The organism is Bacillus sp. FSL K6-1338, from assembly GCF_038006965.1.
Lineage (GTDB): Bacteria > Bacillota > Bacilli > Bacillales > Bacillaceae_G > Bacillus_A > Bacillus_A thuringiensis_S.
In genome coordinates, this window is the sequence record NZ_JBBOWI010000001.1 from 4,745,225 (window position 1) to 4,771,090 (window position 25,866).

Below are 25,866 nucleotides of genomic sequence, written 5' to 3' on the forward strand. Positions count from 1 at the left end.
AGATTTGTTAAATAAAAACAGGGGGTTACAATTTGTTATTTCATAACTTTAATTCCACATTTCGTTAATCTATTTTTAATTTTTCAAAAAATAGGACTTATTATAAGTCCTACCTCAACTATATAGGACATTTTTGCAAATGAAATTATGCAAAATAAAAAGCTACTACCATTTCTCTCTACACGTCTCAATTAAATGCAGTAAGTACCTCTTCGTCATATCTGCCCTTCTCCACCTTGAGAGCATTCGCTTTTCTTTTGGATTGTGCCGTATTCGCTCTACTTCTTTTAATAAAAGCTCCCATTCTTCCGCTGAACTTTCTAACAAGTATTGCAATCCTCTATCTTTTGAAACGATTGTTTTATAATCTAGTGTATATAAAATACGTCCCATCGTAACGACAGCTGATTCTACCCACTCTTCTACAAAGAATAAATATGGTTGTTTCGCCTTTTCACTCCAGTACTGTTCTACGTTATATTTCATCGTATTTACTACATCATTCCATTGTATTTGCAACGGAAGATCTTCTGCTTCTTTTCCGGTAACTGTAATGCCTTGATTTTTCAACGTCCACCATGTGACCGCATTAATGTCCCAATGACCAACATTAGCTTTACCATCTGCACAATACACATACTCGTTTATTTCATCATTGTATTTCCCTAAATCAACAAGCGGAATATACATACCGTCCATTCTTTTACCTAGCGTATTATCACTAAGTTTCTTATGTAGTTCCACAAGCTGCTGTTTTTCAGCTTCATTCACGGAATCACTTATCACTGTAACAAAATCAACATCGCTCGTTTCCTTATGAAATGCACCTAGTGCGATGGATCCGTAAATATATACCCCGACTATTTTTTCATCTAAAAAAATTTCTTTTAATTCTACTGTGTACCGCTCCATTAACTGTTGTACTTCCGTTGGTAACGCATGCTTCACTCCATTTTTCACATCTATCCCTCCAATAAAAAAAGCCTTTGCAAATTCGCAAAGACTTCTTGTTTTATAAATATTTCTCGATTTCTTCGTAAACATCCTTCAAACGAGGATTTCCTTCTCCAACAATTTCTCCATTTACAAGAACGACCGGATAAAATAAATCTTCTTCCACTACGCGCTCTGCGAATGCTTTTTTATCTGCATCTTCTTGTTCTTCTTGGAAATCGATATACTCGAAATTAAATTTATTTTCTTGTCCTTCATATTTACGACCAATTGCCGCTTGTAACCATTCAAACGTTTCTGTTGAAGATGGCATTCCGACGCAGCTCGCACAAATTACTTTCGTCCCATACACTTGCACATTAACCATTTCTTCTCCCCCACTTCTTGTTCCAACAGTATATTCAGATGTCTTATTACATAAGCACATCATTTTACAAACTTATTCCATACCCCTATACTGAAAAAACACGATACAATATTTCGACAATAAAACAAGAAGAGAAAAAATAGATTTTCCCCTCTATCTTGATTATAATAAAACTGATGAAAGGAGTCGATAAAAATGGAAAACCCACATATGCAAGAACAAGTATTAGAAGTATTAGATAAATTACGTCCATTCTTACTTCGCGATGGCGGAGACGTTGAATTAGTAGACATTGAAGAAGGTATCGTAAAACTACGCCTTATGGGTGCATGCGGAAGCTGCCCAAGTTCTACAATCACACTAAAAGCTGGTATCGAGCGCGCGTTACTTGAAGAAGTACCAGGCGTTATCGAAGTAGAACAAGTATTTTAATCTAAAAGCGGAATCGGCTCGTTCAGAACAGGAGGTCATTGGAGCTCCTGACGAAGAGGCGCTTTTTGCCTCACAGGAAGGCGCGAAATGGCCGACTGTTCTAGCCGCTGGAGCTGGATAATTAAAAGCAGAAGCGGCTCGTTCAAAATGTGAGGAGGATGGAGCTTCTGACATAGAGGCGCTTTTTGCCTCGGCGGAAGAAGCGAAGCCACCGAACATTTTAGCCGCTGGAGCTGGATAATTAAAAGCGGAAGCGGCTCGTTCAGAATCGCCTTCTAAAAGGAGACCAAATTTGGTCTCCTTTTTTTATTCAAATCACATTTATCCGTTAACATCATAAAACAAAATTGGAAATCCTTCTCAAAAAATGCGATAATTAATACTATATAGTGAATCGTTCACACATATACAGTAAGAAAACATAGGGGGATGACACATGCCAAAAATGGGGAACACTTTTTTAACAATTCAAGAACTAGAAAAGAAAAAAGAGTATTTATTAGGCCTTTCATCCGTTATACCAACATGGAATACAAGCTATCAATTTTTATTTAAAGAAATCCAGCAAGAATTATTGGGTAAAGTAAATGAAAAACTCGAAAAACATCAATTCGTTTTAAATATATGTACAGATCAACAGGTAGGGGCATAATGTATTACATAAAATTGTGGTATAAAAAAGAGACCTCCAGCGGTCTCTTTTTTATACGTTTAAGATAGCCAATCTAATTTTCTAATCCCAAGCTTATCTACTGGTAAACGAAGTGAGCCATAAAAATGCTTCATAAATTGCTCTGAGCGGTTCACATCGTGTAAAATGGCTTCTAAGCGATCTCTATATATGCTTTTTTGTTCTTCGTTTCCAGTTTGGTAATATCGTTCGACCGTTTCAAAATAGTGCAGCGGGAACAAGAGCCTTGCAAATAATAAGCGCCAGCCAAATGAGGATAGCGAATAATTACGTTCATAATCTGTAACAAATTGAATTATTGTTTGCTCCCAGTCTTTCTTTTTTTCTATCATCATATAGCGAATTAATTCTGCCATATCTCGAGTTGGGTGATCATACACCCAATCAAAAGGAAGTTTGAGCCGCTTCGTTTGATGCCATAATAAAGGTGTGAATCGTTCTTGGCAAATTGTTGCTGCATCCGTTAGTTGCGGCGTATCATCCATTTCTGTATCGACAACATATTGAATTGCATTTTCTGCAACTCCTAAGTAATACGGGAAGGATTCAATAAACAATTGATCGAATACATCTGAAGGGTGGTTCATCACTTGTGATTGCCAAAACTTTTCTAATTGATCGAGCCTTTTTTCCCATAACGCTTTCCATTCACCAATACGGCTTAATTGCTCAATTTCTTCTGGAAAGAATGCACCTCGTTTATGGAATATAGAAAGCTCACTTCCTAATGACATAGCATGTCGTTCTAACGTGCGCATACCTTTTAATAAGCAGTAATTTTGTTCTTCTATCTCACTTACATAGTAGCCGTGTATAGTCGGAACGAAAGTCGCTACAGTTATATCCCCTTGCTGGTTCATATAATCACTGAGCTTTTTCATCTCTACAAGTACTTCTTCCTCCATTTCTCCAATTGGAACAAGTACATAAATTTTGTTGCGAATCCAAAAGCTTTTATAGGGGCCAAGGGGGATTAATTCTTTAACATGCATGTGATAATGCTCATAAATATGCTGAATCATCGCAGTCGCCACCTATGGTTTTTCTTTATATATATGAGCTTGTGCTCGCCTTTCATTCCTATGCACATGATAAAGCAACGAAACGTATACAAATACTAAAAAGAAAAAAAGGTGATAAACATGAAAGAATCAAATCAACTACAAGAAAGAGCATTACAACTATTACAAGAACGCGGTGTAACAATTGACGATATTGCTGAACTTGTTCATTTTCTTCAAAAAAAATATCATCCAAATTTAGAGATGTCAGAATGCCGTTATAATGTAGAACGTGTACTATCAAAACGTGAAGTACAAAACGCACTGATTACAGGTATCGAACTCGATGTTCTTGCTGAAAAAGGAATGCTAAGTGAGCCGTTACAAGATATCGTAAAACGTGATGAAGGCTTATACGGAATTGATGAAGTTATCGCACTTTCTATCGTGAATGTATACGGATCTATCGGTTTCACGAACTTTGGATATATCGATAAATTAAAACCTGGTATTTTAGAATACTTAAATGATAAATCAACTGGAAAAGTGCACACGTTCCTTGACGATATCGTTGGCGGAATTGCTGCCGCTGCCTCAAGCCGTTTAGCGCACCGAGCTGATCACTCGGAATAATAATGTTTTCTAGACCGTCAGTTTCATGCTGACGGTCTTTCGTATTCCATAAGCATAAATTCTCTTCCACGACTCAAAAAAATAGACCCTTGCTTAAATCCGATATTTTTATATAACGTAATCGCTCTTGTATTAAATGTTGCTACACTTAATCGAAACATCTTCGAATTAAATTCCTTAGCAGCAAACGCTATTCCAGCTTGAAAAAACATTTCTCCCATTCCCTTCCCTGTTAAATCTGGCTTCATGCCAAGTCCGATATCAATCACATCTTCTCCACCATATAAATTAGCATCTCTTCCACCTGGTACTTGTGCATTTTCTCCAAAACAAAAATAGCCGATGAACTCTTCTTGATCGTTACAACAGCCATAATAAGTTCCATCTAATAATTCTCTTATTACTTCTTTCTCGCCTGAAAAACTATATAAATTATATGGTTCCTCGTACGCCCACGTATTTATCTCATTTGCTTCTTCCTCTGTTAACTTATGTATATCCACTTTCTCTTTCCCCCTATTATATTTCTATTAACAATATTCGATATTCATCTTATAATTCATCTTTCTCAATATATTTTTTTAATTTCTCGCTTCATTTTATGGAAGATTTTTCTTATTATGTTACGATTAAACAGAATCATTACAAATAAGGTGGTGACAATTTGAATTACTTTTCTTATCTCTCCTCAGAAGAACGGCAAAATTTTTTCTATAAAGAACCTCTTAGTTTTTCAAAAAATATAGGAAAAGAACAACTAGCTTACGCACTAGGCGCTACACTATATACTCCTGGCACGAAAGAAACGATTGCGGAAGATATAATTAGAAAGAAACATGTGGATGCTACCTCAATTATTCTTTGTCTAGAGGACGCTATCAGCGATGAAGAAGTAAAACTTGCAGAGCAAAACATCGTCGTTCAAATACAGCAAATAGCCAACTTAGTCAGTGCCAACATACTAAATCAAGCAGACATCCCACTTCTTTTTATTAGAGTTCGACAGCCAAGTCAAATGAAGACAATTGTTACTGAATTAGGTAGTGCTGTTCATTGTTTATGTGGTTTTGTCTTTCCAAAATTCACACCGATTAACGGAAAGACTTATATCGATCAGCTTGCATGTATAAACGAGTTATACTCATTATCGCTATATGGCATGCCGATTTTAGAATCACCAGAAATTATGTATAAGGAAACACGGGCAGAATCATTATTACAAATAAAAGATTTACTAGATTCTTATCACGATTACATCTTAAATGTACGTATTGGTGCTACTGATTTTTCAAGTATATTTAGTATTCGGCGCAATAAATACACACCTATCTATCATATTACTGTTGTCCGTGATTGTATTTCAGACATTATTAACGTTTTCTCAAGGGCAACAAATGAATATATTATTTCAGGATGTGTATGGGAATATTTTTCTAATGATCATGAAGAAGGGCTCATTCAAGAGGTATCACTTGACCATGCAAATGGCTTAATCGGAAAGACAGTTATTCACCCATCTCATATTAAAGTTGTACAGGCAATGCACATTGTCACAATGGAAGATTATTTAGATGCGAGGTCAATTTTACAAAATGCAGATACGTATAATGGAGTGTTAAAAAGCAGTTTTTCTAACAAAATGAATGAAGTAAAGCCGCATTATGGCTGGGCTCGCAAAACCATTTTAAAATCTAATATTTATGGGGTGCTACATGAAAACAAACAATTCACCGATCTCCTTATTACAAACGCAAAGCAACACGTATAACGTTTTAAATAATATAAAAGTTCATGTAGAAGTACGTGATAATCCATATAACTTAGCGCTAGACAATCTTTTTCAAATGGCTGCTAGAATAAATAAGAAACGTAGTTTTTTATTTGTGAGTACAATCCTTGGAAAGCATCTTCCTATTAAACCTGCAGTCTCTCTATCAAGTGGATTTGCTCTCGCTGCAAGATATATGGAAATGCTACATAATACTTCTCATCCATTTCAAAAAGAAATTTTAAATCTCATTTCATTAGAAATTCATGAAATCCCAGAGGAAGTATTTCGTTATCAATATCCTCTGCAAGAAGAAGTTTTGTTCATCGGATTCGCTGAGACAGCGACAGCACTTGGTCATTCTATGTTTCAATGCTTTCAAAATGCAAAGTATGTACATACAACTAGGGAATCGATACCCCACCTAGAATCTGTCATTACATTTGAGGAAGAACATTCTCATGCAACATCGCACCGTTGTTATGTGGATGAAAGCTTTTTTCAAAACAGCAATCCTATTGTTCTCGTAGATGATGAGATGACAACAGGAAAAACAGCATTAAATATTATTAGATCGATTCAAAATAAATTCCCACGAGAAGAATATATTATTGCTTCTTTATTAGACTGGCGTTCTCATACTAATAGAAGACAATTTAAACAATTAGAAGACGAACTTCAAATTAAGATTCATGTTATTTCTTTATTAGAAGGCAGTATTCATACAACTGGCCAACCATTGAATATTGCCAAAACAGATATTCAAATTGAAGAAACAAAACCTGATTTCAAAAAACATACCCTTACCTGCCCAAAATTACCCTATACATCAAATTATATAAAATATACTGGGCGATTTGGCATTTCAGCATATGAACAACAGCACATTCATTCTTTCGCTCAAGAAGCAGGAAAAACTTTAAAAAGAGAAAGAATTGGAAAACGAACACTCTGCCTCGGAACGGGTGAATTTATGTATATCCCAATGAAAATTGCTGCTGAAATGGGTGATAATATTTTATATCAATCTACAACAAGAAGCCCTATCCATCCTGTTTCAAATGATGTGAACTACGCCATTCATAATCATTTCTCATATCCAAGTCCTGAAGATTCTACTATTACAAATTACTTTTATAATATTTCACCTCATGATTACGATGAAGTATTTGTTTTTATTGAACGTGATTTAGGAGAAGAAGCCCTATCTCCTCTTCTACAGCAGTTACAAACAGTTATTCCTTTTATTCATATCGTCTCATTTTCAAATAGCATAGAAAAGGAAGGTTGATAATTATGGTAAAAGTAAATTCTCACATTAGTAGTTATGATCCAAATGATGCTATTTTTCTATTAAAAGATATTAGTGATTTAATGAAAGAAAGTTCCACAGAAACTAGAGAACAAGCAATTCAAGCTGGCACACATTATTCTGAAATGTTACCAATGGAATATAAACCATCTAAAGCGTATATGGATTTATTCTTTTCTTCTCTGCAACAATACAAACACAAACTAGCCATCGCTGTTGGAGTTGTCGCCGAACAAATTATACAGACTAAAGGAACTAACCTTGTCCTCGTTTCATTAGCTCGTGCTGGTACACCTATTGGCATTCTTATAAAACGCTACATACGCTATCAATACAACCTTGATGTACCTCACTATTGTATTTCTATTGTTCGCGGACGCGGTATTGATGAAAATGCACTCCATTATATTTTGGAACATCACCCTAAAGAAACAATTCAATTCATTGATGGATGGACTGGGAAAGGTGCAATAAAAAAAGAATTAGAATATGCAGTACACATATTTAACGAACGAAATAATACACACATTTCTCATTGTATGGCTGTGCTTGCTGATCCCGGTTACTGTACTTCAATTTACGGTACACGTGAAGATTTTCTTATTCCTAGCGCTTGCTTAAATGCAACCGTCTCTGGACTCATTAGCCGCACTGTACTAAATAATACCTATATTGGTCCAAATGATTTTCATGGTGTTAAATATTATAAAGAGCTAGAACAAGAAGACTTATCAAATTTCTTCGTTGATGAGGTGACAGATTTATTCCCTTCTGTTCATTCTCATATAGATAATCAATTACGTTATATTACTTCAACTTACACTGATCCCTCTTGGCAAGGATTAAAAGATATACAGTCTATCCAAAGTCACTTTGAAATTGACGATATTAACTTAATTAAACCAGGAGTCGGCGAAACAACTCGCGTATTACTCCGGAGAATACCGTGGAAAATTTTAATATGTAAGCAAAACAATCCCGATTTAAAGCATATTTTACTTCTCGCTAAAGAAAAGAATGTCCCTATTGAAATCTATGAGAATATGACTTATTCATGTTGCGGGCTCATTAAGCCTCTTAGGAGGGAAACGTTATGATTTTTGCCAGTGATCTTGATCAAACGCTTATTTATTCCCGGAAATCGTTTCGTGCCCCTATAGAAGATGAATCAATTCAACTCATTGAAACTTTAGATGGGAAAGAAATTTCTTTCATATCACATAAAACCATTTCACTACTAAAAAAATTACAACTGCACTCACATTTCATCCCAGTTACAACAAGAACTATTGAGCAGTTTCAGCGTATTACTTTATTCCAAAACGAAATCATTCCCGAATACGCCATTACAAGTAACGGCGGTAATATCCTTCATAACGGTAAACAAGATGGTACTTGGAACAGGACAGTAAAAGAAAGACTATCGGTTGAATGTATAGAGAGAAACGACATACTAAAGGAGTTTGGACAAATTGCTCATAAAGATTGGGTTATATCACAAAAAACAGCCGATGATCTATTCCATTATTGCATCATTAAACGGGAGAACATTCCTTATGATGAATTATCATCCTTCACTTCCTGGTTAGACAAACAAGGCTGGAATCATTCACTTCAAGGTAGGAAGCTATACTTTGTACCAAAACCAATTAACAAATGGGATGCCGTGCAATATATAAAAGAAATTTTGCAAATAGATACGATTATTACAGCTGGGGATTCTTTACTTGATTTATGCATGCTTGAAAAGGCGAACCATGCCTTCGCACCACTTCATGGTGAGTTAGGAGCAATGCATGATAACTTACAATCCTATATTTTAAAAACAGACGCAATCGGCATATATGCCGCAGAAGAAATCGTAAATAAATCACTTCAAATTATTCACAGTTCATTACCTACCTCATGATTAAAATATGCACAATTGCATACGCACCACAATTAAACAAATGGTACAATTTATTTGAATCGCTGTTGCTACACTTCTTGATTAAAGAAAAGGCGCTAACACGGAAATTAGCGTCTTATCAACCTCAAGCAATTGGCACATTTTGTCATCTTAAAAGACACTCGAAAGAGTGTCTTTTTTTCTATATCCCACAAGGACTTACTCATTTCAAAGTATAAATACATAAAATAATGTAAATCATTACAAGCATGAATCACTTTCTAAAAGTTATAAAGTAGATTCAAAATAAAAAAGCACTCTTAACTAGAGTGCTTTTTACTTTCAAACAAGGAGGCTACATATATGGATAGCACTCTCGTATTTAACTTCGGCATTGGTCTTGTCATTATTTTATTTGTCTTCTTTGTACTTTGTATGAGCGGGGTATAAAAAGGCGATTTTTGAGCGTCTTTTTATACATATGTATTACTTGACTTCCATAAAAGGAGTAACCATAATGGTTACATATATACAAATAACTATTCACATATCCACAAAATAGGAGGAAGAACAATGAAACATGTAATCGTTTATGCACACCCAAATACAGAAAGCTTCAACCATGCAATTTTAGAAACGGTAAAAAGTGAATTAGAAGAAAAAGGTCATGAAGTACGCGTTCGCGATCTATACGAATTAAACTTCAATCCAGTATTAGGCGCTTCCGATTTCATCTCATTTTCTCAAGGAAACACACCAGAAGATATTAAAGAAGAGCAAGAGCATATCTCTTGGGCTGATAGCATTACATTCATTTATCCAGTTTGGTGGGCGGGACTTCCTGCTATTTTAAAAGGATACGTTGACCGTGTATTTAGCCACGGCTTTGCTTATGCTTATGGTGAAAAAGGCATTGAAAAGTTATTAAGCGGTAAAAAAGGATTGTTATTATCTACAATGGGCAATACGAAAGAAGCATACACAGCAGGCGGGATGTTTGACGCAATGAAGAAAACAGTGGATGTTGGTATTTTTGAATTTACAGGCATTGAAACAATTGAGCACACATTCTATACGAGTGTCCCTTCTGTGGATGATGGTGTGCGTAAACAATATCTTGAAGAAGTTAAAGATGTTGTGAATCGTGCGTTTTAATAAAAAAAACAGGTAACCTCTTCGGTTACCTGTTTTTCATTACATCTTCTCAATCCACTCCGTCAAGTTATGCACAACTTGCGTTGGTTGTACTTCATATTCTGTTAACTTCTCCACAGTTGTGACTCCAGTGTGGACAAGAAGCGTATGCATGCCAGCATTTATTCCTGCTAAAATGTCTGTATCATAGTTATCCCCAACCATTAATGCTTCATTTTTTTCTATGCCAAGAACTTTTAAAGCTTGTTCCATAATGATTGATTCTGGTTTTCCGATAAAGATTGGATCCACACCTGTTGATACTGCTACAACTGATGTTAATGAGCCGTTACCTGGTAACAATCCGCGCTCAGTCGGAATGGCAATGTCTCCATTTGTAGAAATAAACGTCGCGCCGTTACGCACAGCAAGACACGCTTTTGCTAATTTTTCATATGTGATGTCACGATCTAAACCAACAACAACGAAATCAGGATTTTCATCCACAAGTTCAAATCCTTTTTCCACAAGTGCATCGTGTAAGCCTTCTTCACCAATCATATATACAGTTGCATCTTGTTTACGTTCATAAATGAAGTTCGCAGTCGCCATACTCGTTGTGAATACTTGCTCCGCTTTCGCTGGAATATCGAAACGAACAAGCTTTTCTGCCACTTGTTCTGGTTTGCGAGTTGAGTTATTCGTAACGAATAAGTATGGAATGCCGCGCTCTCCTAATGCTTTGACGAAGTCGCTTGCTTCTTCAATTTGTTCTTCCCCGCGATACATCGTACCGTCTAAGTCAATTAAGTAACCTTTATACATCGATTATGTCTCTCCTTTTATGCTAACGTTCTCACCTTATCATACCACTCTTATATTACCCGCTTTTCCAAAAGAAAAAAACGCTTTACCTTAAAGCGCCCCATAACGTTCATTTTTTCTCTTTTATTTGGTAAGAACAACTACAATCGCCCTCGCACATGTTTGCTAGCGTTTTCACATCTGCGTTCGTAAATAAACGCTTATACATCTCTTTTTCATCTTTACATACTTGTGGGAATCTCTCTGCAATTTCTTTTAACGGACAGTTTTGTTTTTCAATTACGAAAGATTTCTCTCCATCTCTCTTTATTTGAACCATATAACCATTTTTCTCTTGCATAGCTGCTATCTCTTGCACTTTATATGCTAAATTCTTTTGATTACTTACTCTCTTTTGCAACTGTTCTTCCATACGCTTCGTTCTTTCTTTTAAAACATATTGAAGTATTTTTTCATCGCCCATCCGAGCTAAATCTTCTAGCATATCAATCGCAAATTGCTTATACTCTTTCGGGAATGTATCTTCTCCCTTTTCACTTAATCCATACAAATAAGTTGGTCTTCCGACATGTTGCCTTACCATCTTAGAATAAATGAGTCCATCTTTCTCAAGATTACTTAAATGTCTTCTGATTGCCATTTCTGTAATCTCTAAAACGTCAGCTAGTTCCGCTACTGTGTGCTCTCCCTTTACTTTCAACAATTGTACAATCTCGTCTTTCGTAGTACGTGCTTCCCCCATACTTCACCCTTCTCCCTTTTCTTTCTCACATACAATATAAGATCCCCAAAAGGCATTCTCTGGGGATCTTATAAGCATAATTATTCTGGTACAAATGCAGATACAGGTCCTAATTCCTTTTCTAAATAACTGCGAATATTTGCTGGGTATTTTTCTACCACTGCAATATGTTTTTGAATCGTCTTATATAATTCATCATGATTCATTTGAATATAATCTTGCGTAAGCATTTTTCGAAGAAGGATAATTTCTTTCATCCCTTGTCCATCTTCTTCACTTATCACTCGCTCATCCATTAAAATATCAATAATATCTTCATAGCTTCCTGGATCGCGCATAATAAATCCATCAATCATCGCATTTCCTACATCTAATACAGTATCAATAATAAGATGGGCTATGCGCTCTAATGCGTAAAATTCAAACTCGGTTTCATATATCTTTTTCTCTTGAAATGTACTTGTTGCTCGTTCTAAACATACTAGCATTTGTTCTATTTTCTTTCTGTCTACAAAATACATGAATGTCACCTACCTGGAAATTAAAGCATTTACATTTTAATTGTAACGCTTTCTTCTGAAAAAATCGACAATTTTTCGAATTCACCTTTTCTCCGTTATTTGTTATAGTTATATTTGTATGATTTTTGAAATTGGAGGAATGAAATCTTGGAACGTGAACTCGCACTAGAAATTGTCCGTGTAACAGAAGCAGCAGCATTAGCATCCGCACAGTGGATGGGCCGCGGAAAGAAGAACGAAGCAGATGATGCAGCAACTACAGCAATGCGTGATATGTTTGATTCAGTAAACATGGCAGGTACAGTTGTAATCGGTGAAGGAGAACTTGATGAAGCACCGATGTTGTATATTGGTGAAGAACTAGGAACAGGTAACGGTCCAGAAGTAGACATCGCCGTTGACCCATTAGAAGGTACAAACATCGTTGCAAAAGGTCTTGCAAATGCAATGGCAGTTATTGCAATCGCAGACAAAGGGAACCTTCTTCATGCTCCTGATATGTACATGGAAAAAATCGCGGTTGGTCCAAAAGCAGCTGGTAAAATTAGCTTAGATGATCCAATTGAAAAAACAATTGAAATTGTAGCAGAAGCTAACAATAAAAAGATTCGTGATCTAACAGTTATCGTTCAAGAACGTGAGCGTCATCAAGATATTATTGACCGTGTTCGTGCAAAAGGTGCACGCGTAAAATTATTTGGTGACGGTGATGTTGGTGCGTCAATCGCAACAGCACTACCTGGAACGGGTATCGACTTATTCGTAGGTATTGGCGGAGCTCCAGAAGGTGTTATTTCTGCAGCAGCATTAAAGTGCCTTGAAGGTGAAATGCAAGCTCGCTTAGTTCCAATGAACGAAGAAGAAGAAGCTCGTTGTCGTGAAATGGGATTAGAAGATCCTCGTCAACTTCTTATGTTAGACGATTTAGTATCTGGTGATGATGCAATCTTCTCAGCAACTGGTGTATCTGCTGGTGAGTTATTAGACGGCGTGAAATTCCTAGGCGGAGATTTAGCTGAAACATACTCTATCGTAATGCGTTACAAAACAAGAACAGTACGATTCATTAAAACGCATCACCATTTAGATCATAAGCCACACTTAAACTTAGATATTTAATAAAAGGAGCCATGTGTATGGAAGAACGTTTCTTTCTGTACGACGACACTGTCGCTACAAAAACTCGTTTCGTTAGCTTTATGGGAGAAAATGAGCGTCATGATTTAGCGCTTTTATATTCCGATCGTCATTACGGTAAAACAATTGTACTTGATATGCAAAGTAATAAATTTGCAATTATCGGTGCTGACGATTTAAACGAACCAGGCTACTTAGAGCACGCATTTTCTATGACTGAAGAAATTGCAGAAGAGTTACGCTCATTTTTATTTGAACTTATATAATTTATCGTATGCACCAGCTATTTTAGCTGGTGTTTTTCCGCCTTTATTATTTTGAATTTTCAGTATTATATGTTATAATGAAGAATAAATCTATTTGGATAGAAAGGACGTTATCTACGTATGCCAACATTTACTTTGTAATGGACCAGCAATTGGATAGCATTACTCTCAAAAAAGCACCACGCTTTTTCAAGGGAGTAGTCTGCCCATTCCCATTACAAAGGAACGTATTGCATCTGTAGTATGATGTTTACGGAGGTTCCTCTTTGGGGAACCTCCTTTTATTTTTGTCTTTTTCTCATGTCTTCATACTACAAGACATCCAAATAGCTGTATTACGTTTCTTTGCCACTACTATAAGAGGTGAAGGAAAATGCAGAAAGTACAACTTTCTTGGAGTTTATATGAAAACGAGCAAAACACAATCGAAAAGTATTGTAAAAATTGCGGACGTACTACCCTATTTACTGATACGAATATTCGTAGGCATAACGCCAATGGAAAAAACATATACCGCTTTGCTATTTATAAATGTCCGAAAGATCATACGTGGAATCAAAAACTGCGTATTTATAAATCATTTACTGATCACGTTGAAACAGTCGATATGACCCAGCAAGATCAAACGGAAACAAGTACTACTATTTCCATTATGCAACATAAAGAAAACGGCATAGCCGAAATCACGATTGTATTAGACCTCATTTTCGGTTCCCACCGCATCGATAAAGCCTTATCCACATATATTTCTGACTGGAGCCGTACACTCATTGTGGATAAAATTAAAAATGGGGATATTCAATTGAACGGACAACAAATGAAGCCAAATACAATACTTTCTGAAGGCGATCATATCTCGATTTGTTTATAAGCGAGAATATGTAAAAAATCCTCTTACAATTGTAAGAGGATTTTTTTACTTCTTCACTTTTCGTAATACGAAGTGTGCACAACCGAAGTTACAGTACTCGTATAAATACTCCGTTAACGTACTAATTTTCGTATCATATGTCGCACGTTGGTTACTATCATCAAAGAATCCTCGCAGTCTAAGTTGCTCATATCCCCAGTCTCCAACGATATAATCATATTTATTTAAAATTTCTGCATAGCGCTCTTTAAATGCTTCTTCACTAAAACCGTCACGAAAGTTTTTAATTACTTCGTACTGAACATTATTAATGCTCACCGTAGCATGAATCTCTTGCTCTTGCTTTTGCTCCATCATTAACTTCCTCTCTAAGCATTCTTCTTTTTATCGTATCACAAAGCATACCAACCAACAATTTCAAATACAAAAAATTGAAAATTAGTGCATGCTATGGAGAAGGAGGTGATACATCGTGAAAAAACAAATTTTACTTTCCCTTCTCACTATTTCCTTATTTGCAGGGTGCCAATCAGCGAACAAAGCTGAAATGGAACGTGAAGAAGGAAGCCGTGTTCTTGTTTCCAATAAAAACGACATGTATCATACGGAAAATACAAATACAAGACTCACAAGAGTCGGTTATTCTTCTAAACAAAAGCATGAAGTATCTAACAAACAAGTAGGGGCCATTAATCGCGAGAAAGTCGCTGAAATGATTACAAGCATGACCGTCAAACTTCCTGACGTTACAAACGCTGCTACACTCGTTACTGATGATGAAGTGTTCGTTGTATACCGTGCAAACACAACGGATCCGAAACTTGTAGCGGATCAAGTATATAGAGCTGCCTTGTCCATCGTCCCTCGCTATTATAAAGCATATGTATCAACAGACCAAAAGTTGATTTCCCAAATTCAAGGCCTTCAATCTGGCGCATTAAATGATACAGAATATACGCAAAGCCTCGATATGTTAAAACGTGAAATGAGTAAAAATCCTCATTTGAACAATACGGGGGATCAGACCTTGAATGATATGATTAAAAAGTAAAACAGGTGGAGAAAATCTCCACCTGTTTTACTTTTTATTACGATCCGCATAAACTTCCATCGCATCACACATAAACTGCGCTAACCCCTCGCCAAACTTATCGATATTTTTCGTGAAGCGCTCATCAGCGACATACATTTGACCGAGTCCCTTAAAAGCGTCTAATGAATAGTGACTAAAGTTTTGCAAGTAATCGTACCATACTTTGATTGCTCCCTGCGCCTCTTTAGAATCTGGTGCACCGTGTCTCAGTACCGCTAAATTTCTATAAATAGTATTAAACTCTTCTTGGTTCTCTTTTGACATACCTTTTGCATATTCGTTCGCTTTATCTACAGCTGCGTCTCCCCATTTTTCACGTGCTTCTTCTTCATATGGGTTATGGCTGAAATCGAATCCTTCAAATTTCTCTTTGTTCGTCATTTCAATCTCTCCTTTTGTATGCTGAATTGTTTTATCAATCGTCGCAATCACCTTATCTAATCTGGCACGCTTTTCAATAAGCATTTTCTTATGAAGCTGTAGTGCCTCTTCGCGATCAAATGATGGACTCATGATAATTTCTTTAATTTTCTTCAAAGGGAAGCCAAGCTCTTTAAAAAACAAAATTTGCTGCAATGTCTCTAGATTTTCATTGGAATACAGACGATATCCAGACTCTGTCGTCTCGTCTGGGGTTAACAACCCAATTTCATCGTAATGATGCAGTGTGCGCACACTAATTCCAACTAAATCAGCTACTTCTTTTACCTTCATTGTCATGTGTATCTCCCCCTTAGTACATACGATAAAGTATGACGCAACGTTAGAGTCAATAAGTAAATTCATTTTCTTTCTAAAAGTTTCATCTCTCCCGTATTTCATGCATAATAGATATGTACATATATTAGAAAGCGGTGAAAGTATGGTTTCAAATACTGTAATTGCCAGCATCATCTTTCAACTCATTGTCTCGATTCTGGTCCCAATTATCGTACTCGTTTATTTCCGTAAAAAATATAATATTAATTGGAAAGTGGTCGGCATTGGTGTTCTTATCTTTATCGGATTTACCCAAATTCTTGAAACACCATTCCACCTATTTATGCGCGGTAATCCAACAATCGCTCCATTTTTAGAAAATCCGTTTGCCTTCGCAATTTATGGCGGATTGACTGCTGGTATTTTTGAAGAATTAGGACGCTTCGTTGCCTTCTTCTTCTTACTAAAAAAATATCTAGAATATAAAGATGGCTTCGCTTATGGAATTGGTCACGGCGGAATTGAATCTATTTTAATTGGCGGTTTTTCTGCATTACAAGCATTAATCTTTGCTAATTCTATTAACGATGGTAGCTTCGCTCAACTGATTGAACAAAAACCCGAACTCAGCATTTTACAAGACATGTTAATTCAGCAACCTGCCTACTTATACTTCCTTGGTAGCGTAGAAAGAATTATGGCACTCGTGCTTCAAATCGCCTTTACAATGCTTGTTTTATACGCAGTAAAACAGAAGAAATATATCTTCCTAGTATACGCTATACTATTCCACGCATTTGTAGACTTCTTTGCGGCACTTTACCAAACAAAGACAATCAATATCTTTGTTGCCGAAGGAATTACACTTCTGTGTACAATTGGTGCTGTCGTTCTTATTCGCAAAATGAAAGAGAAATTAATGAGTGTACCAGAGTAAAAAAATAACCCACCGGTTGGTGGGTTATTTTTTATAAGGACTATCACAATGATGATAACTTTTACCCTCCTTTAGCTCCCTCTTTGTTTCTGCATCTATAACGATGTACTTATGAAACTCTTCTACTTCATTTTGAGTAAAAGAAGCGAAAAAATAAACTTGGCGATCAGGGTGAACAAAAAAATCTTGAAGCACCACTCTACTTCGACAACCGACAGCTGTTTTTTTTAGGAAAGAAAATTCTTCATCAGGCACTTCTTTAAATAAGATTTTTTTCCGAACACTATATGCTGCATTTTTATATTCTTTATAGATTTTCTTATCTAACTGTTTATAAAAAACATCCTCACTCACAAATGACTTATTTCGATTGCTTGGATAATTTAGTTTTTGGTTGGATTCTGCATATGTTGTGGACAATTGCGTAAGAAAACAAATAATGAATATGATACATATCATTTTTTTCATCATTGCACCTCAATTTTTTATTATCCACATTACTTTTCCACATATTTAAATCCATATGCCGTTTCCAATAAAAAGGAATTATTTCCACATTTGTCGAAGTATATAGCGTCAACTTGAAAGATGGGGATGAATTATGAAGAAAATTATTGTAATACGACATTGTTCAGCAACTGGGCAAAAACGTGATGCTGAATTAACGACCGATGGGAAAGATCAAGCAAATAACCTTGCTACATTCCTCTTAGAAAATCATCTACAAATCGATCATATTATTTCAAGCCCATTTGTCCGAGCTATCGATTCCATTCGGCCCTATGCGCTCCAAGCTAGCTTATCTATCCAAGAAGATGAACGATTAACTGAACGCATATTGAGCAACGTTCCAATGGATGATTGGATGCAAAAACTAGAATCCACTTTTACGAACATAGATATTGCCTTTTCAGGCGGAGAGTCAACAAAACAAGCAACAGACCGTGCCATATCGCTTATTCAAGATGTTTTACAATTAAACCATACGACAACACTACTTGTTACACACGGCAATTTACTTACACTCATTTTAAAGCATTTTGATCATACGATTGGCTTTAATGAATGGAGAGCTTTAACGAATCCTGATATTTACGAAATTACAATCGACGAACAATGTATCATAACACGCTTATGGAAAGCATCGTCCAAGTAATATCCCTTTCAAAAACATTCAGTTGACGCCACGAGAAGAGACTGTTCTAACAATAGAAAGGGGTATTATTTCATATGTACGAAGACGTACTTGCTCTACTACATAAAACAAATGTTTCTTATGAAAAGTTCGAACACGAACCGGTACTCGATTATGAGACAGATCGGATTGTACGTGAGAGACTTGGCTTACAAGGTACTCCAAGTAAAAGCTTATTTTTAAAATCAACATCTGGAAATTTTTACGTGTTTTTTACGTTAGAAGGAACTCGGCTTAACCGAGGAGAGATGAAAGAAATAACTGGAGAACGCTTATCGCTCTGTTCTCCTGATGAACTAAGAATGGAAACTGGCTGTACTCCAGGATGTGTAGCTCCTTTTGGTTATTCACAAGATGTAACAATTATTGTGGACAGTTCCGTTTATACGTACGATAAAATTTTAATTACACCTGGTGTTCCTGAATTTACAATTGAATTATCCACAGAAGAATTAAAAAAGATTTTATTAACATGTCCAAATACCGTTTTAGAGTACAAACAAAAAGAGAGCTAATCGTTAGCTCTCTTTTTTCATTATTTAGCTTCTGCTGTTTTTTCTTTTGCAGAACGTACTTGCTCGTCCGCATGGTAAGAAGAACGCACAAGTGGGCCAGCTTCACAGTGGCTAAATCCTTTGCTAAGTGCAATTTCTTTAAGCTCTGCAAATTCTGCTGGTGGATAATATTTAATAACTGGTAAATGCTTCTTAGATGGTTGTAGATATTGTCCAAGAGTTAAAATATCCACATTGTTTGCACGTAAGTCATCCATTGCTTCAATTAAATCTTCTCTTGTTTCACCTAAGCCGACCATAATGCTCGATTTAGTTGGAATATCAGGCTGCATTTCTTTTGCTCGACGTAAAAACTCTAATGAACGGTCATATTTTGCTCTAGCGCGAACTCGGTTAGATAATCGACGTACTGTTTCAATGTTATGGTTTAAAATATCTGGTTTTGCATCCATTAACATTTTTAAGTTTTCTTCTACCCCAGCCATATCAGATGGTAATACTTCGATAGACGTGAATGGGTTTTTACGACGTACTGCTCGTACTGTTTCAGCAAAAACAGCTGCTCCGCCGTCCTTTAAATCATCACGTGCAACCGCTGTTATAACAACGTGCTTTAAGCCCATTTGTACTACTGAATCTGCTACGCGTTCTGGTTCTTGTAAATCAAGCTCAGTTGGTAAGCCTGTTTTAACCGCACAAAAACGACAAGCGCGTGTACAAACCGCACCTAAAATCATAAATGTTGCTGTTTTTCTTACAGCCCAGCATTCATGAATATTCGGACATTTTGCCTCTTCACAAACGGTATGAAGATTCTTAGAACGCATCATTTTCTTTAAGCCTGTATAGTTTTCATTCGTGTTTAACTTAATTTTCAACCATTCGGGCTTGCGCTTATATTCTGTTTGTTTTGTCATGGTTATCAACTCCGCACAATATGAAATAGTTTACCGTGTTCGCTTCTTTCAATGTAACATATCTATTCTAACGTATGAAAGCGATTTGCTCAAATGAAGATTCTAAGATTTTTTCCAATCGTTCCCTATAATGAAATACTCCGTATATCCCACACTAAAAAGAGTGATGTTGTGAAAGGAGTCTATTTCATGCTTCGAAAAATTTCTCTTTTGCTTTCTATTTGTTTTCTTCTCCACCAAAACATCGCCTACGGTGAAGATAATCAGCAAAGCATATACGAAAAGCGCATGGTACTATATAAAGAAACCGAGCAGTCTTCAGGCATTCCATGGTATTACTTAGCTGCAATGGATCAATATGAAAGAAATATACGGAGCGTAAGAAAAGATATTCCAAAAAAACCAGATGCCATCATTTCCCTTTATTTCAAACCAGAAATATGGGCTGGACCTGTTAATAGTAACGACACTCTCCCCCATACAATTTCTCTATTTGGCGGAATAGGTTTAGATGGTGACAAAGATGGATTTGCAAATGCAAATAGCGACCGTGATCTTCTGCATACCGCAGCGACTATTTTAAGGAAACAAGGAACGTCAGAAGACCGTATTAAAATTATGCTTTGGGAATATTATAGACGTGCAAAAACAGTTGATTTAATTAGCGAATACGCCCAAATTTATAAACATTATGGACGTATTAATTTAGAAGGAAATGCTTTTCCTCTTCCGATTCGTAGTGACCATAGCTACCGTAGTACTTTCGGTGCTGGAAGAAGTTTTGGGGGCAGACGAGTTCATGAAGGAACCGATATTTTTGCCGGATATGGCGTGCCAGTAAGATCGACTTGCTATGGCATTATTGAAACGAAAGGTTGGAACCGCCTTGGTGGATGGCGCATTGGTATTCGCGACCTTCATAACAATTACCATTATTACGCTCATTTAGGCGGGTTCTCAAAAGAAATACAGCTTGGACAAATTGTTGAGCCCGGAAAAGTAATCGGGTTTGTTGGTAGCACTGGCTATGGCCCCCCTGGTACAGCCGGAAAATTCCCACCCCACTTACATTTTGGCATATATAAAGACAATGGCTATACAGAATGGGCCTTCGATCCATATATGCATTTAAGCCTTTGGGAACGCAAAGAACGAGCAAATACAAAACGATAACCGTAGCGCATTGCTACGGTTATTTTTTATCCAGTAAAAGCCCGATTGATTCAAGTTTCACTTTATATGCAATTAACTATCTGTTTTCTTTTTATCAGGTACAGCAACACTTCCGCTTCCATAATACGTAGGCACTTCCCCTTGAACGATACGCGTCGCAATCGGAACATTTTGTTTCACCGTTATCTCTTTCGTATGAAATGGAATGATTACTTGCAACGTTACTTCCATTTCCATAACAATTTGAATCGCTGTAGTGTTGATCCCGTGCGGCTCAATTTTTTGTTTAATATCTGTATTCACATGCCCAATTGGCGTGAACTGAATCGGAATATCTGGTCCTATATTACCAAGAAGCGCATTATCAGTTACACGCCCAAAAGGAACTGCCATAGTCGCCCCGTTTTTTTCAGAAATACCTAGCTCCTTCAACTTCCCTTGTTCTACTTGCTGCAAATATTTTTCTATGTACGTAGTCGTTGACGTTACGATTTCATTTACTTGCTTCGTATTTAAATTAATTGTGGATACTTTCCCGTTTTTATCATTTTGTACTTTCATTAACGAATCGACATCGAATCCTTCATTAATTCGATCCTTTACCGCCTTCGTCATAATTGCCGTCGCCATTTTCTTTGTCTCTACTTCTCCATATTTAATTAAGGTCGGCTGAATACTATTATTCACAATCCACAGCCCTTGCGTAAGTAATATAACAAAAAGAATAAACGACATAAGCAGTATATACCGAAAGGCGATAGGTCCCTTTCGAAACCGCGAGTTTTTCGAGCGAAATATACTCATAAAAAAACCTCCTTCTTATATCATTTCTATGCAAGAAGGAGGGACGATATATGCTTATCTCATTTTTAATAATGCTTCTTTTCCAATCGTTCCTGCTGGAATGCCTAATGCTTCAGCTCCAGTCGTTACCGATTCTAGTGGCGCTTCAAGAAGTTGTTCAATCGTTCTTACACCAACCGCACGGCCAGCAATAATTCCTCGATCACCTAACTTCTCATTTAAAAGACCTACATCTAATGCACCACACATAATATATCCTTTATCGCTCATTACAGCTAGCAAATTCGTCTTTGGAAGTTTGACGCTAACCGCAATAAACGTATAATTATCAATTATAATTGGCTCCACATTAACCATAGTTCACACTCCTCTCTTTCTTATCTGTATGACAAGAGAAAAATGAGTGTTACAAGTTAACTAGCCTATAGTTTAACGGAAGATGTATAAGTTATTAACATATCTGTTAACACATCTCTAAGTAGTTCTGGCATATAATATTGTTTGCTAGAAAGTGTGGATAGCTCTGGGTATAAGTATCCAAACGTAAACATATCAATTGTTCCTACTGTATATATACGGTCTAACTCCAGCGATTCGCCGTTAATCAATACATCTTCTAATAAAATTTTATTCCCAGGAATCGTATCTGGAATTACTTCTACACCAGCGTAAATCATTTTCCCCATCACTTTTCCACGAAATCCGAATCCTTTTACCTCAAGGTTTTCCATATTCGGTTTACGTGCTTTCAAAATAACTTCTCTTAATATCTTTCCTGGAACTTTCAAAGCACACGGATTAATTGGATGTGGACAAATTCTGTGAATATCTCCGCGCGTTACAACACCCTCTTCTAATCCTTCAAGAAGTACACCAGCATTCACCATTCCAACTTCTGCACTGCACCATGTTTTCAGCGCACTTGCTAACATATGAGAAAACGGCGCCTCATGAAACCAATCAACCGGTAATGACTCTTTTAAATGAACGACAGGCTCTGCCATTATATGCTTACTTTCTTCCTGCAGTATTTCAATTGTGGATAACGGCTCGCTATAAGCCCCTAACCGTTCCGTCTTAATTGCTCTACCGTCTTTTTTCAGTAGTTTCTTCGTCTCTATATCCACAGTAAGCTGTACGTGACCAACGTAACGCCCCCACTTTTCACAACAACAAAGTAACGTATTATTCATAAGAACACCACGCTCAAATAAATGATGCGTATGCGCACCTAAAATCACATCTATATCATAATGCTCTGCCATATACTCATCCATGCTTTTTCCAAGGTGAGAAAGGACAACTGTAATATGAGCCTCATCTCGCACTTCTTCTAAAATAGACTCTAAATGGATAAGCGGATCTTCAATATGCCAATCGAGCATATGATAGAACTCTGGATAAGCTACCGTTAACCCGATAAAGGCAATCGTAATCCCATCTGTCGTTGTATGTAATTTATAAGGCTTTGCCCACTCCGGACGTACACCTTCTTTTTCAAATAAATTCGCGACAAGCACTTCAAATCCAGCCTCATCATATAGACGATTCAAATGCTCCTTCGCTAACGTAATTCCTTCATTATTTCCGATCGTTACATAATCATATAACGCCTCATTTAAAAGCTTCGTATTGCCAAGTCCATTCGTCGCTTCCGAAATACTATGAAAACGATCCACATGATCGCCGATATCAACCGTCAAAACGGTCTCTCCCGCTTCCTGTCTTCGCTTTTTCTCTCCCTGTACAAACCGAGAAATTTGCGGCCAATTTTCAAAATGACTATGTATATCGTTTGTATGATAAAGGTGGATGATTGTTTCCTTATTTATATTCAGAGAAAAAACCTCCTCTCAGTTCCTTACTGCCATTTACGCTATGCGCACACAATAATCCTGTAAATACTTTTCGTCTTTTCTTGCTATTTTACATTGTACTCGCATTGTGAGAAAAAGCAAAAGATTGCCCTTTTTTATATGAGGAACTTTTGCTAATGCAGGAAAGAATTCCAGATAGTGGAGGGAGGGGTGGATTTGTCAAAAAGTTTAATATAAAATTCAGTGGTTGATTGTTCAAGTGGATTTGTCAGTCTCTTTGTCTTAAACCTAGTCGTTCTCTGTTCTTATAAAATGTTTGGGGTATGTGAGAATTTTCTTTTGTCTTATCTTGTCGACAAATCGATATTCCTTGTCGAAACGTTGATATATTGAAATAATCGTTGATATATTCCCGTTTATGATCGATATATTTGAAAAATCGTTGATATATTTAGCTGAACACCCACCCGGGTATCCTCTCCCAAGCCAAGACAAATCCGCAAAACAAAAAAGCGCCCTGCACAGCAGGGCGCTTTCTTCATACATATATTATCCAGTTCTAGCGGCTAGAATGTTCGGTAGCTTCACTTCTTCCCCCTCACATTCTGAACAAGCCGCTTCCACTTTAAATATTGTCCAGCTTTGCCTCCTAAACCCTCATGTCTAAGAACCTTCCGCACGAGAAGATAAAAAGCATCTTCTGTGCGAAAGAACCTTAGCCAACGGGTCTGAACAGTCGGCTCCGCATTTCTATTTAACCAATAGAACCTTCCATCTCAAACTTGATTAGGCGGTTCATTTCAACTGCGTATTCCATTGGAAGTTCGCGAGTGAATGGCTCGATGAAGCCCATTACGATCATTTCTGTAGCTTCTTGCTCAGAAATACCGCGGCTCATTAGGTAGAATAATTGTTCTTCTGATACTTTCGATACTTTCGCTTCATGCTCAAGTGAAACGTAATCGTTTTTGATTTCGTTGTAAGGAATTGTATCAGATGTAGATTGGTTATCCATGATTAACGTGTCACACTCGATGTTAGAGCGAGAGTTTTTCGCTTTTGGTCCGAAGTGTACGATACCACGGTAAGTTACTTTACCACCATGCTTCGCAATCGATTTAGAAACGATTGTTGAAGACGTGTTTGGTGCTAAGTGAATCATTTTCGCACCAGCATCTTGGTGTTGGCCTTTACCAGCAATCGCGATTGATAATGTTAAACCACGAGCACCTTCGCCTTTTAAGATAACTGCTGGGTATTTCATCGTTAATTTAGATCCGATGTTACCATCAATCCATTCCATCGTCGCGTTTTCTTCACAAACCGCACGTTTTGTAACTAGGTTGTATACGTTGTTCGCCCAGTTTTGGATTGTTGTATAACGGCAATACGCATCTTTTTTAATGATGATTTCTACTACCGCACTGTGAAGTGAGTTAGTAGTGTAAACAGGTGCTGTACAACCTTCTACGTAGTGTACGTGTGCACCTTCGTCTACGATGATAAGCGTACGCTCGAATTGTCCCATATTTTCAGAGTTAATACGGAAATACGCTTGAAGTGGTGTATCAACTTTAATACCTTTTGGAACGTAGATGAATGATCCACCAGACCAAACTGCAGAGTTTAATGCAGAGAATTTGTTGTCTGTTGGTGGGATTACTTTTCCGAAATGCTCACGGAAAATATCTTCGTTCTCTTTTAATGCGCTATCTGTATCTTTGAAGACGATTCCTAGAGCTTCTAGGTCTTCTTTCATGTTGTGGTATACAACTTCAGATTCGTACTGTGCAGATACACCAGCTAAATATTTTTGCTCAGCTTCTGGAATACCTAATTTATCAAATGTTGCTTTAATTTCATCAGGTACTTCATCCCAAGACTTCTCAGATTTCTCAGATGGTTTTACGTAGTACGTAATTTCATCGAAATCTAAGTCATTTAAGTCGCCGCCCCATTGTGGCATTGGCATTTCATAGAACTTATCCAGTGATTTTAAACGGAAGTCTAACATCCACTGTGGTTCTTCTTTCATACGTGAAATCTCTTCAACGATTTCTTTTGTTAAACCGCGTCCAGCACGGAAAATCGAAACGTCTTTGTCTTTGAAACCATATTTGTAATCGCCGATATCTGGCAGTTGCTTCGCCATGTTGGTGTGTCCCTCCTTAGAT

Annotated in this window: 31 protein-coding genes; 16 read left to right on the forward strand and 15 right to left on the reverse strand. The window is 36.9% G+C overall.

Annotated features, from left to right (window positions below; translation table 11 throughout):
• Window positions 1–165 precede the first annotated feature (165 nt).
• Window positions 166–960, reverse strand: a complete 795-nt coding sequence (locus tag NZ044_RS24505; RefSeq protein ID WP_002162985.1) for a nucleotidyltransferase domain-containing protein — start codon at window positions 958–960, stop codon at window positions 166–168.
• A 52-nt stretch (window positions 961–1,012) separates the two neighbouring features.
• Complete coding sequence (locus tag NZ044_RS24510) at window positions 1,013–1,321, reverse strand: YuzD family protein (protein ID WP_000248588.1); 309 nt, start codon at window positions 1,319–1,321, stop codon at window positions 1,013–1,015.
• A 195-nt stretch (window positions 1,322–1,516) separates the two neighbouring features.
• Here NZ044_RS24510 and NZ044_RS24515 point away from each other — a divergent pair, with 195 nt between their 5' ends.
• Complete coding sequence (locus tag NZ044_RS24515) at window positions 1,517–1,753, forward strand: NifU family protein (RefSeq protein ID WP_000431159.1); 237 nt, start codon at window positions 1,517–1,519, stop codon at window positions 1,751–1,753.
• A 436-nt stretch (window positions 1,754–2,189) separates the two neighbouring features.
• Window positions 2,190–2,405, forward strand: coding sequence for a hypothetical protein (locus NZ044_RS24520; protein WP_001125497.1), 216 nt, complete (start codon window positions 2,190–2,192; stop codon window positions 2,403–2,405).
• A gap of 59 nt (window positions 2,406–2,464) precedes the next feature.
• Here NZ044_RS24520 and yutH read toward each other — a convergent pair whose 3' ends face one another.
• The gene (yutH, locus tag NZ044_RS24525; protein WP_000614219.1) at window positions 2,465–3,466 is read right to left on the reverse strand and encodes a spore coat putative kinase YutH; all 1,002 of its coding nucleotides are present in this window, start codon (window positions 3,464–3,466) and stop codon (window positions 2,465–2,467) included.
• A 120-nt stretch (window positions 3,467–3,586) separates the two neighbouring features.
• On the opposite strand from yutH, the gene NZ044_RS24530 reads away from it, so the two are divergent.
• The gene (locus tag NZ044_RS24530) at window positions 3,587–4,078 is read left to right on the forward strand and encodes a phosphatidylglycerophosphatase A family protein (RefSeq protein WP_000665102.1); all 492 of its coding nucleotides are present in this window, start codon (window positions 3,587–3,589) and stop codon (window positions 4,076–4,078) included.
• Window positions 4,079–4,101: 23 nt separating this feature from the next.
• Here NZ044_RS24530 and NZ044_RS24535 read toward each other — a convergent pair whose 3' ends face one another.
• The gene (locus tag NZ044_RS24535; RefSeq protein WP_000351144.1) at window positions 4,102–4,581 is read right to left on the reverse strand and encodes a GNAT family N-acetyltransferase; all 480 of its coding nucleotides are present in this window, start codon (window positions 4,579–4,581) and stop codon (window positions 4,102–4,104) included.
• A 161-nt stretch (window positions 4,582–4,742) separates the two neighbouring features.
• On the opposite strand from NZ044_RS24535, the gene NZ044_RS24540 reads away from it, so the two are divergent.
• The 5 genes from NZ044_RS24540 to NZ044_RS24560 all read left to right on the forward strand — a co-directional run bounded on the left by NZ044_RS24540 (window position 4,743) and on the right by NZ044_RS24560 (window position 10,201).
• Window positions 4,743–5,846 (forward strand): HpcH/HpaI aldolase/citrate lyase family protein, encoded by a 1,104-nt coding sequence (locus tag NZ044_RS24540; protein ID WP_001106085.1) that lies wholly within the window; start codon window positions 4,743–4,745, stop codon window positions 5,844–5,846.
• Window positions 5,791–7,137, forward strand: a complete 1,347-nt coding sequence (locus NZ044_RS24545) for a phosphoribosyltransferase family protein (protein WP_098506260.1) — start codon at window positions 5,791–5,793, stop codon at window positions 7,135–7,137. The genes NZ044_RS24540 and NZ044_RS24545 overlap by 56 nt, the downstream gene beginning before the upstream one ends.
• 5 nt (window positions 7,138–7,142) lie before the next feature.
• Window positions 7,143–8,255: a cysteine protease StiP family protein gene (locus NZ044_RS24550; protein ID WP_118961878.1), complete on the forward strand. Its 1,113-nt coding sequence runs from the start codon at window positions 7,143–7,145 to the stop codon at window positions 8,253–8,255.
• A complete protein-coding gene (locus tag NZ044_RS24555; RefSeq protein WP_000575387.1) occupies window positions 8,252–9,067 on the forward strand; it encodes an HAD family hydrolase in 816 nt (271 codons plus the stop codon). The genes NZ044_RS24550 and NZ044_RS24555 overlap by 4 nt, the downstream gene beginning before the upstream one ends.
• Window positions 9,068–9,619: 552 nt before the next feature.
• Window positions 9,620–10,201, forward strand: coding sequence for an NAD(P)H-dependent oxidoreductase (locus NZ044_RS24560; protein WP_000683427.1), 582 nt, complete (start codon window positions 9,620–9,622; stop codon window positions 10,199–10,201).
• 39 nt (window positions 10,202–10,240) lie between these two features.
• Here the strand turns inward: NZ044_RS24560 and NZ044_RS24565 are convergent, their stop codons facing one another.
• The 3 genes from NZ044_RS24565 to NZ044_RS24575 all read right to left on the reverse strand — a co-directional run bounded on the left by NZ044_RS24565 (window position 10,241) and on the right by NZ044_RS24575 (window position 12,268).
• Entirely contained in the window at window positions 10,241–11,005 is a 765-nt protein-coding gene (locus tag NZ044_RS24565; protein ID WP_000276467.1) for a TIGR01457 family HAD-type hydrolase, read from the reverse strand.
• Between the two features lie 109 nt (window positions 11,006–11,114).
• Complete coding sequence (locus NZ044_RS24570) at window positions 11,115–11,747, reverse strand: helix-turn-helix transcriptional regulator (RefSeq protein WP_000503340.1); 633 nt, start codon at window positions 11,745–11,747, stop codon at window positions 11,115–11,117.
• Between the two features lie 80 nt (window positions 11,748–11,827).
• Window positions 11,828–12,268 (reverse strand): DUF86 domain-containing protein, encoded by a 441-nt coding sequence (locus NZ044_RS24575; protein ID WP_000274010.1) that lies wholly within the window; start codon window positions 12,266–12,268, stop codon window positions 11,828–11,830.
• Window positions 12,269–12,415: 147 nt separating this feature from the next.
• Here NZ044_RS24575 and glpX point away from each other — a divergent pair, with 147 nt between their 5' ends.
• The 3 genes from glpX to NZ044_RS24590 all read left to right on the forward strand — a co-directional run bounded on the left by glpX (window position 12,416) and on the right by NZ044_RS24590 (window position 14,542).
• Window positions 12,416–13,387 (forward strand): class II fructose-bisphosphatase, encoded by a 972-nt coding sequence (gene glpX, locus NZ044_RS24580; protein ID WP_000439090.1) that lies wholly within the window; start codon window positions 12,416–12,418, stop codon window positions 13,385–13,387.
• A 17-nt stretch (window positions 13,388–13,404) separates the two neighbouring features.
• Window positions 13,405–13,671: a DUF3055 domain-containing protein gene (locus NZ044_RS24585; protein WP_000392611.1), complete on the forward strand. Its 267-nt coding sequence runs from the start codon at window positions 13,405–13,407 to the stop codon at window positions 13,669–13,671.
• Between the two features lie 373 nt (window positions 13,672–14,044).
• Window positions 14,045–14,542, forward strand: a complete 498-nt coding sequence (locus tag NZ044_RS24590) for a hypothetical protein (RefSeq protein ID WP_017763725.1) — start codon at window positions 14,045–14,047, stop codon at window positions 14,540–14,542.
• Window positions 14,543–14,587: 45 nt separating this feature from the next.
• Here NZ044_RS24590 and NZ044_RS24595 read toward each other — a convergent pair whose 3' ends face one another.
• Window positions 14,588–14,899 (reverse strand): YutD family protein, encoded by a 312-nt coding sequence (locus tag NZ044_RS24595; protein WP_000970508.1) that lies wholly within the window; start codon window positions 14,897–14,899, stop codon window positions 14,588–14,590.
• 115 nt (window positions 14,900–15,014) lie between these two features.
• On the opposite strand from NZ044_RS24595, the gene NZ044_RS24600 reads away from it, so the two are divergent.
• On the forward strand, window positions 15,015–15,593 hold the full coding sequence (locus tag NZ044_RS24600; RefSeq protein ID WP_000744128.1) for a YhcN/YlaJ family sporulation lipoprotein: 579 nt from the start codon (window positions 15,015–15,017) through the stop codon (window positions 15,591–15,593).
• Between the two features lie 27 nt (window positions 15,594–15,620).
• On the opposite strand, the gene NZ044_RS24605 is transcribed toward NZ044_RS24600, so the two are convergent.
• Entirely contained in the window at window positions 15,621–16,355 is a 735-nt protein-coding gene (locus NZ044_RS24605) for a MerR family transcriptional regulator (RefSeq protein ID WP_000178111.1), read from the reverse strand.
• A gap of 100 nt (window positions 16,356–16,455) precedes the next feature.
• On the opposite strand from NZ044_RS24605, the gene NZ044_RS24610 reads away from it, so the two are divergent.
• A complete protein-coding gene (locus NZ044_RS24610; protein ID WP_002083707.1) occupies window positions 16,456–17,271 on the forward strand; it encodes a YhfC family intramembrane metalloprotease in 816 nt (271 codons plus the stop codon).
• A 24-nt stretch (window positions 17,272–17,295) separates the two neighbouring features.
• Here NZ044_RS24610 and NZ044_RS24615 read toward each other — a convergent pair whose 3' ends face one another.
• Entirely contained in the window at window positions 17,296–17,730 is a 435-nt protein-coding gene (locus NZ044_RS24615) for a hypothetical protein (RefSeq protein WP_057096754.1), read from the reverse strand.
• Window positions 17,731–17,872: 142 nt separating this feature from the next.
• Between NZ044_RS24615 and NZ044_RS24620 the strand changes: the two genes are divergently transcribed.
• Together NZ044_RS24620 and NZ044_RS24625 are read left to right on the forward strand one after the other, a co-directional pair.
• Window positions 17,873–18,427: a histidine phosphatase family protein gene (locus NZ044_RS24620; protein WP_000721045.1), complete on the forward strand. Its 555-nt coding sequence runs from the start codon at window positions 17,873–17,875 to the stop codon at window positions 18,425–18,427.
• A gap of 74 nt (window positions 18,428–18,501) precedes the next feature.
• Window positions 18,502–18,981 (forward strand): YbaK/EbsC family protein, encoded by a 480-nt coding sequence (locus NZ044_RS24625; RefSeq protein WP_000272753.1) that lies wholly within the window; start codon window positions 18,502–18,504, stop codon window positions 18,979–18,981.
• 20 nt (window positions 18,982–19,001) lie between these two features.
• Here NZ044_RS24625 and lipA read toward each other — a convergent pair whose 3' ends face one another.
• Complete coding sequence (lipA, locus tag NZ044_RS24630) at window positions 19,002–19,898, reverse strand: lipoyl synthase (protein WP_000166367.1); 897 nt, start codon at window positions 19,896–19,898, stop codon at window positions 19,002–19,004.
• A 189-nt stretch (window positions 19,899–20,087) separates the two neighbouring features.
• Here lipA and NZ044_RS24635 point away from each other — a divergent pair, with 189 nt between their 5' ends.
• Complete coding sequence (locus NZ044_RS24635; RefSeq protein ID WP_000944693.1) at window positions 20,088–21,071, forward strand: M23 family metallopeptidase; 984 nt, start codon at window positions 20,088–20,090, stop codon at window positions 21,069–21,071.
• A gap of 72 nt (window positions 21,072–21,143) precedes the next feature.
• Here the strand turns inward: NZ044_RS24635 and yunB are convergent, their stop codons facing one another.
• From yunB to sufB, 4 genes are all read right to left on the reverse strand, one after another.
• Window positions 21,144–21,875 carry a sporulation protein YunB gene (yunB, locus tag NZ044_RS24640; RefSeq protein ID WP_000021796.1) on the reverse strand — a complete coding sequence of 244 codons (732 nt, stop codon included), beginning with the start codon at window positions 21,873–21,875 and terminating at the stop codon, window positions 21,144–21,146.
• Between the two features lie 54 nt (window positions 21,876–21,929).
• A complete protein-coding gene (locus NZ044_RS24645) occupies window positions 21,930–22,232 on the reverse strand; it encodes a YunC family protein (protein WP_000248466.1) in 303 nt (100 codons plus the stop codon).
• Window positions 22,233–22,297: 65 nt separating this feature from the next.
• Complete coding sequence (locus NZ044_RS24650) at window positions 22,298–23,713, reverse strand: bifunctional metallophosphatase/5'-nucleotidase (RefSeq protein WP_153587256.1); 1,416 nt, start codon at window positions 23,711–23,713, stop codon at window positions 22,298–22,300.
• 733 nt (window positions 23,714–24,446) lie between these two features.
• Window positions 24,447–25,844 (reverse strand): Fe-S cluster assembly protein SufB, encoded by a 1,398-nt coding sequence (gene sufB / locus NZ044_RS24655; RefSeq protein WP_001118824.1) that lies wholly within the window; start codon window positions 25,842–25,844, stop codon window positions 24,447–24,449.
• Window positions 25,845–25,866: the final 22 nt, after the last annotated feature.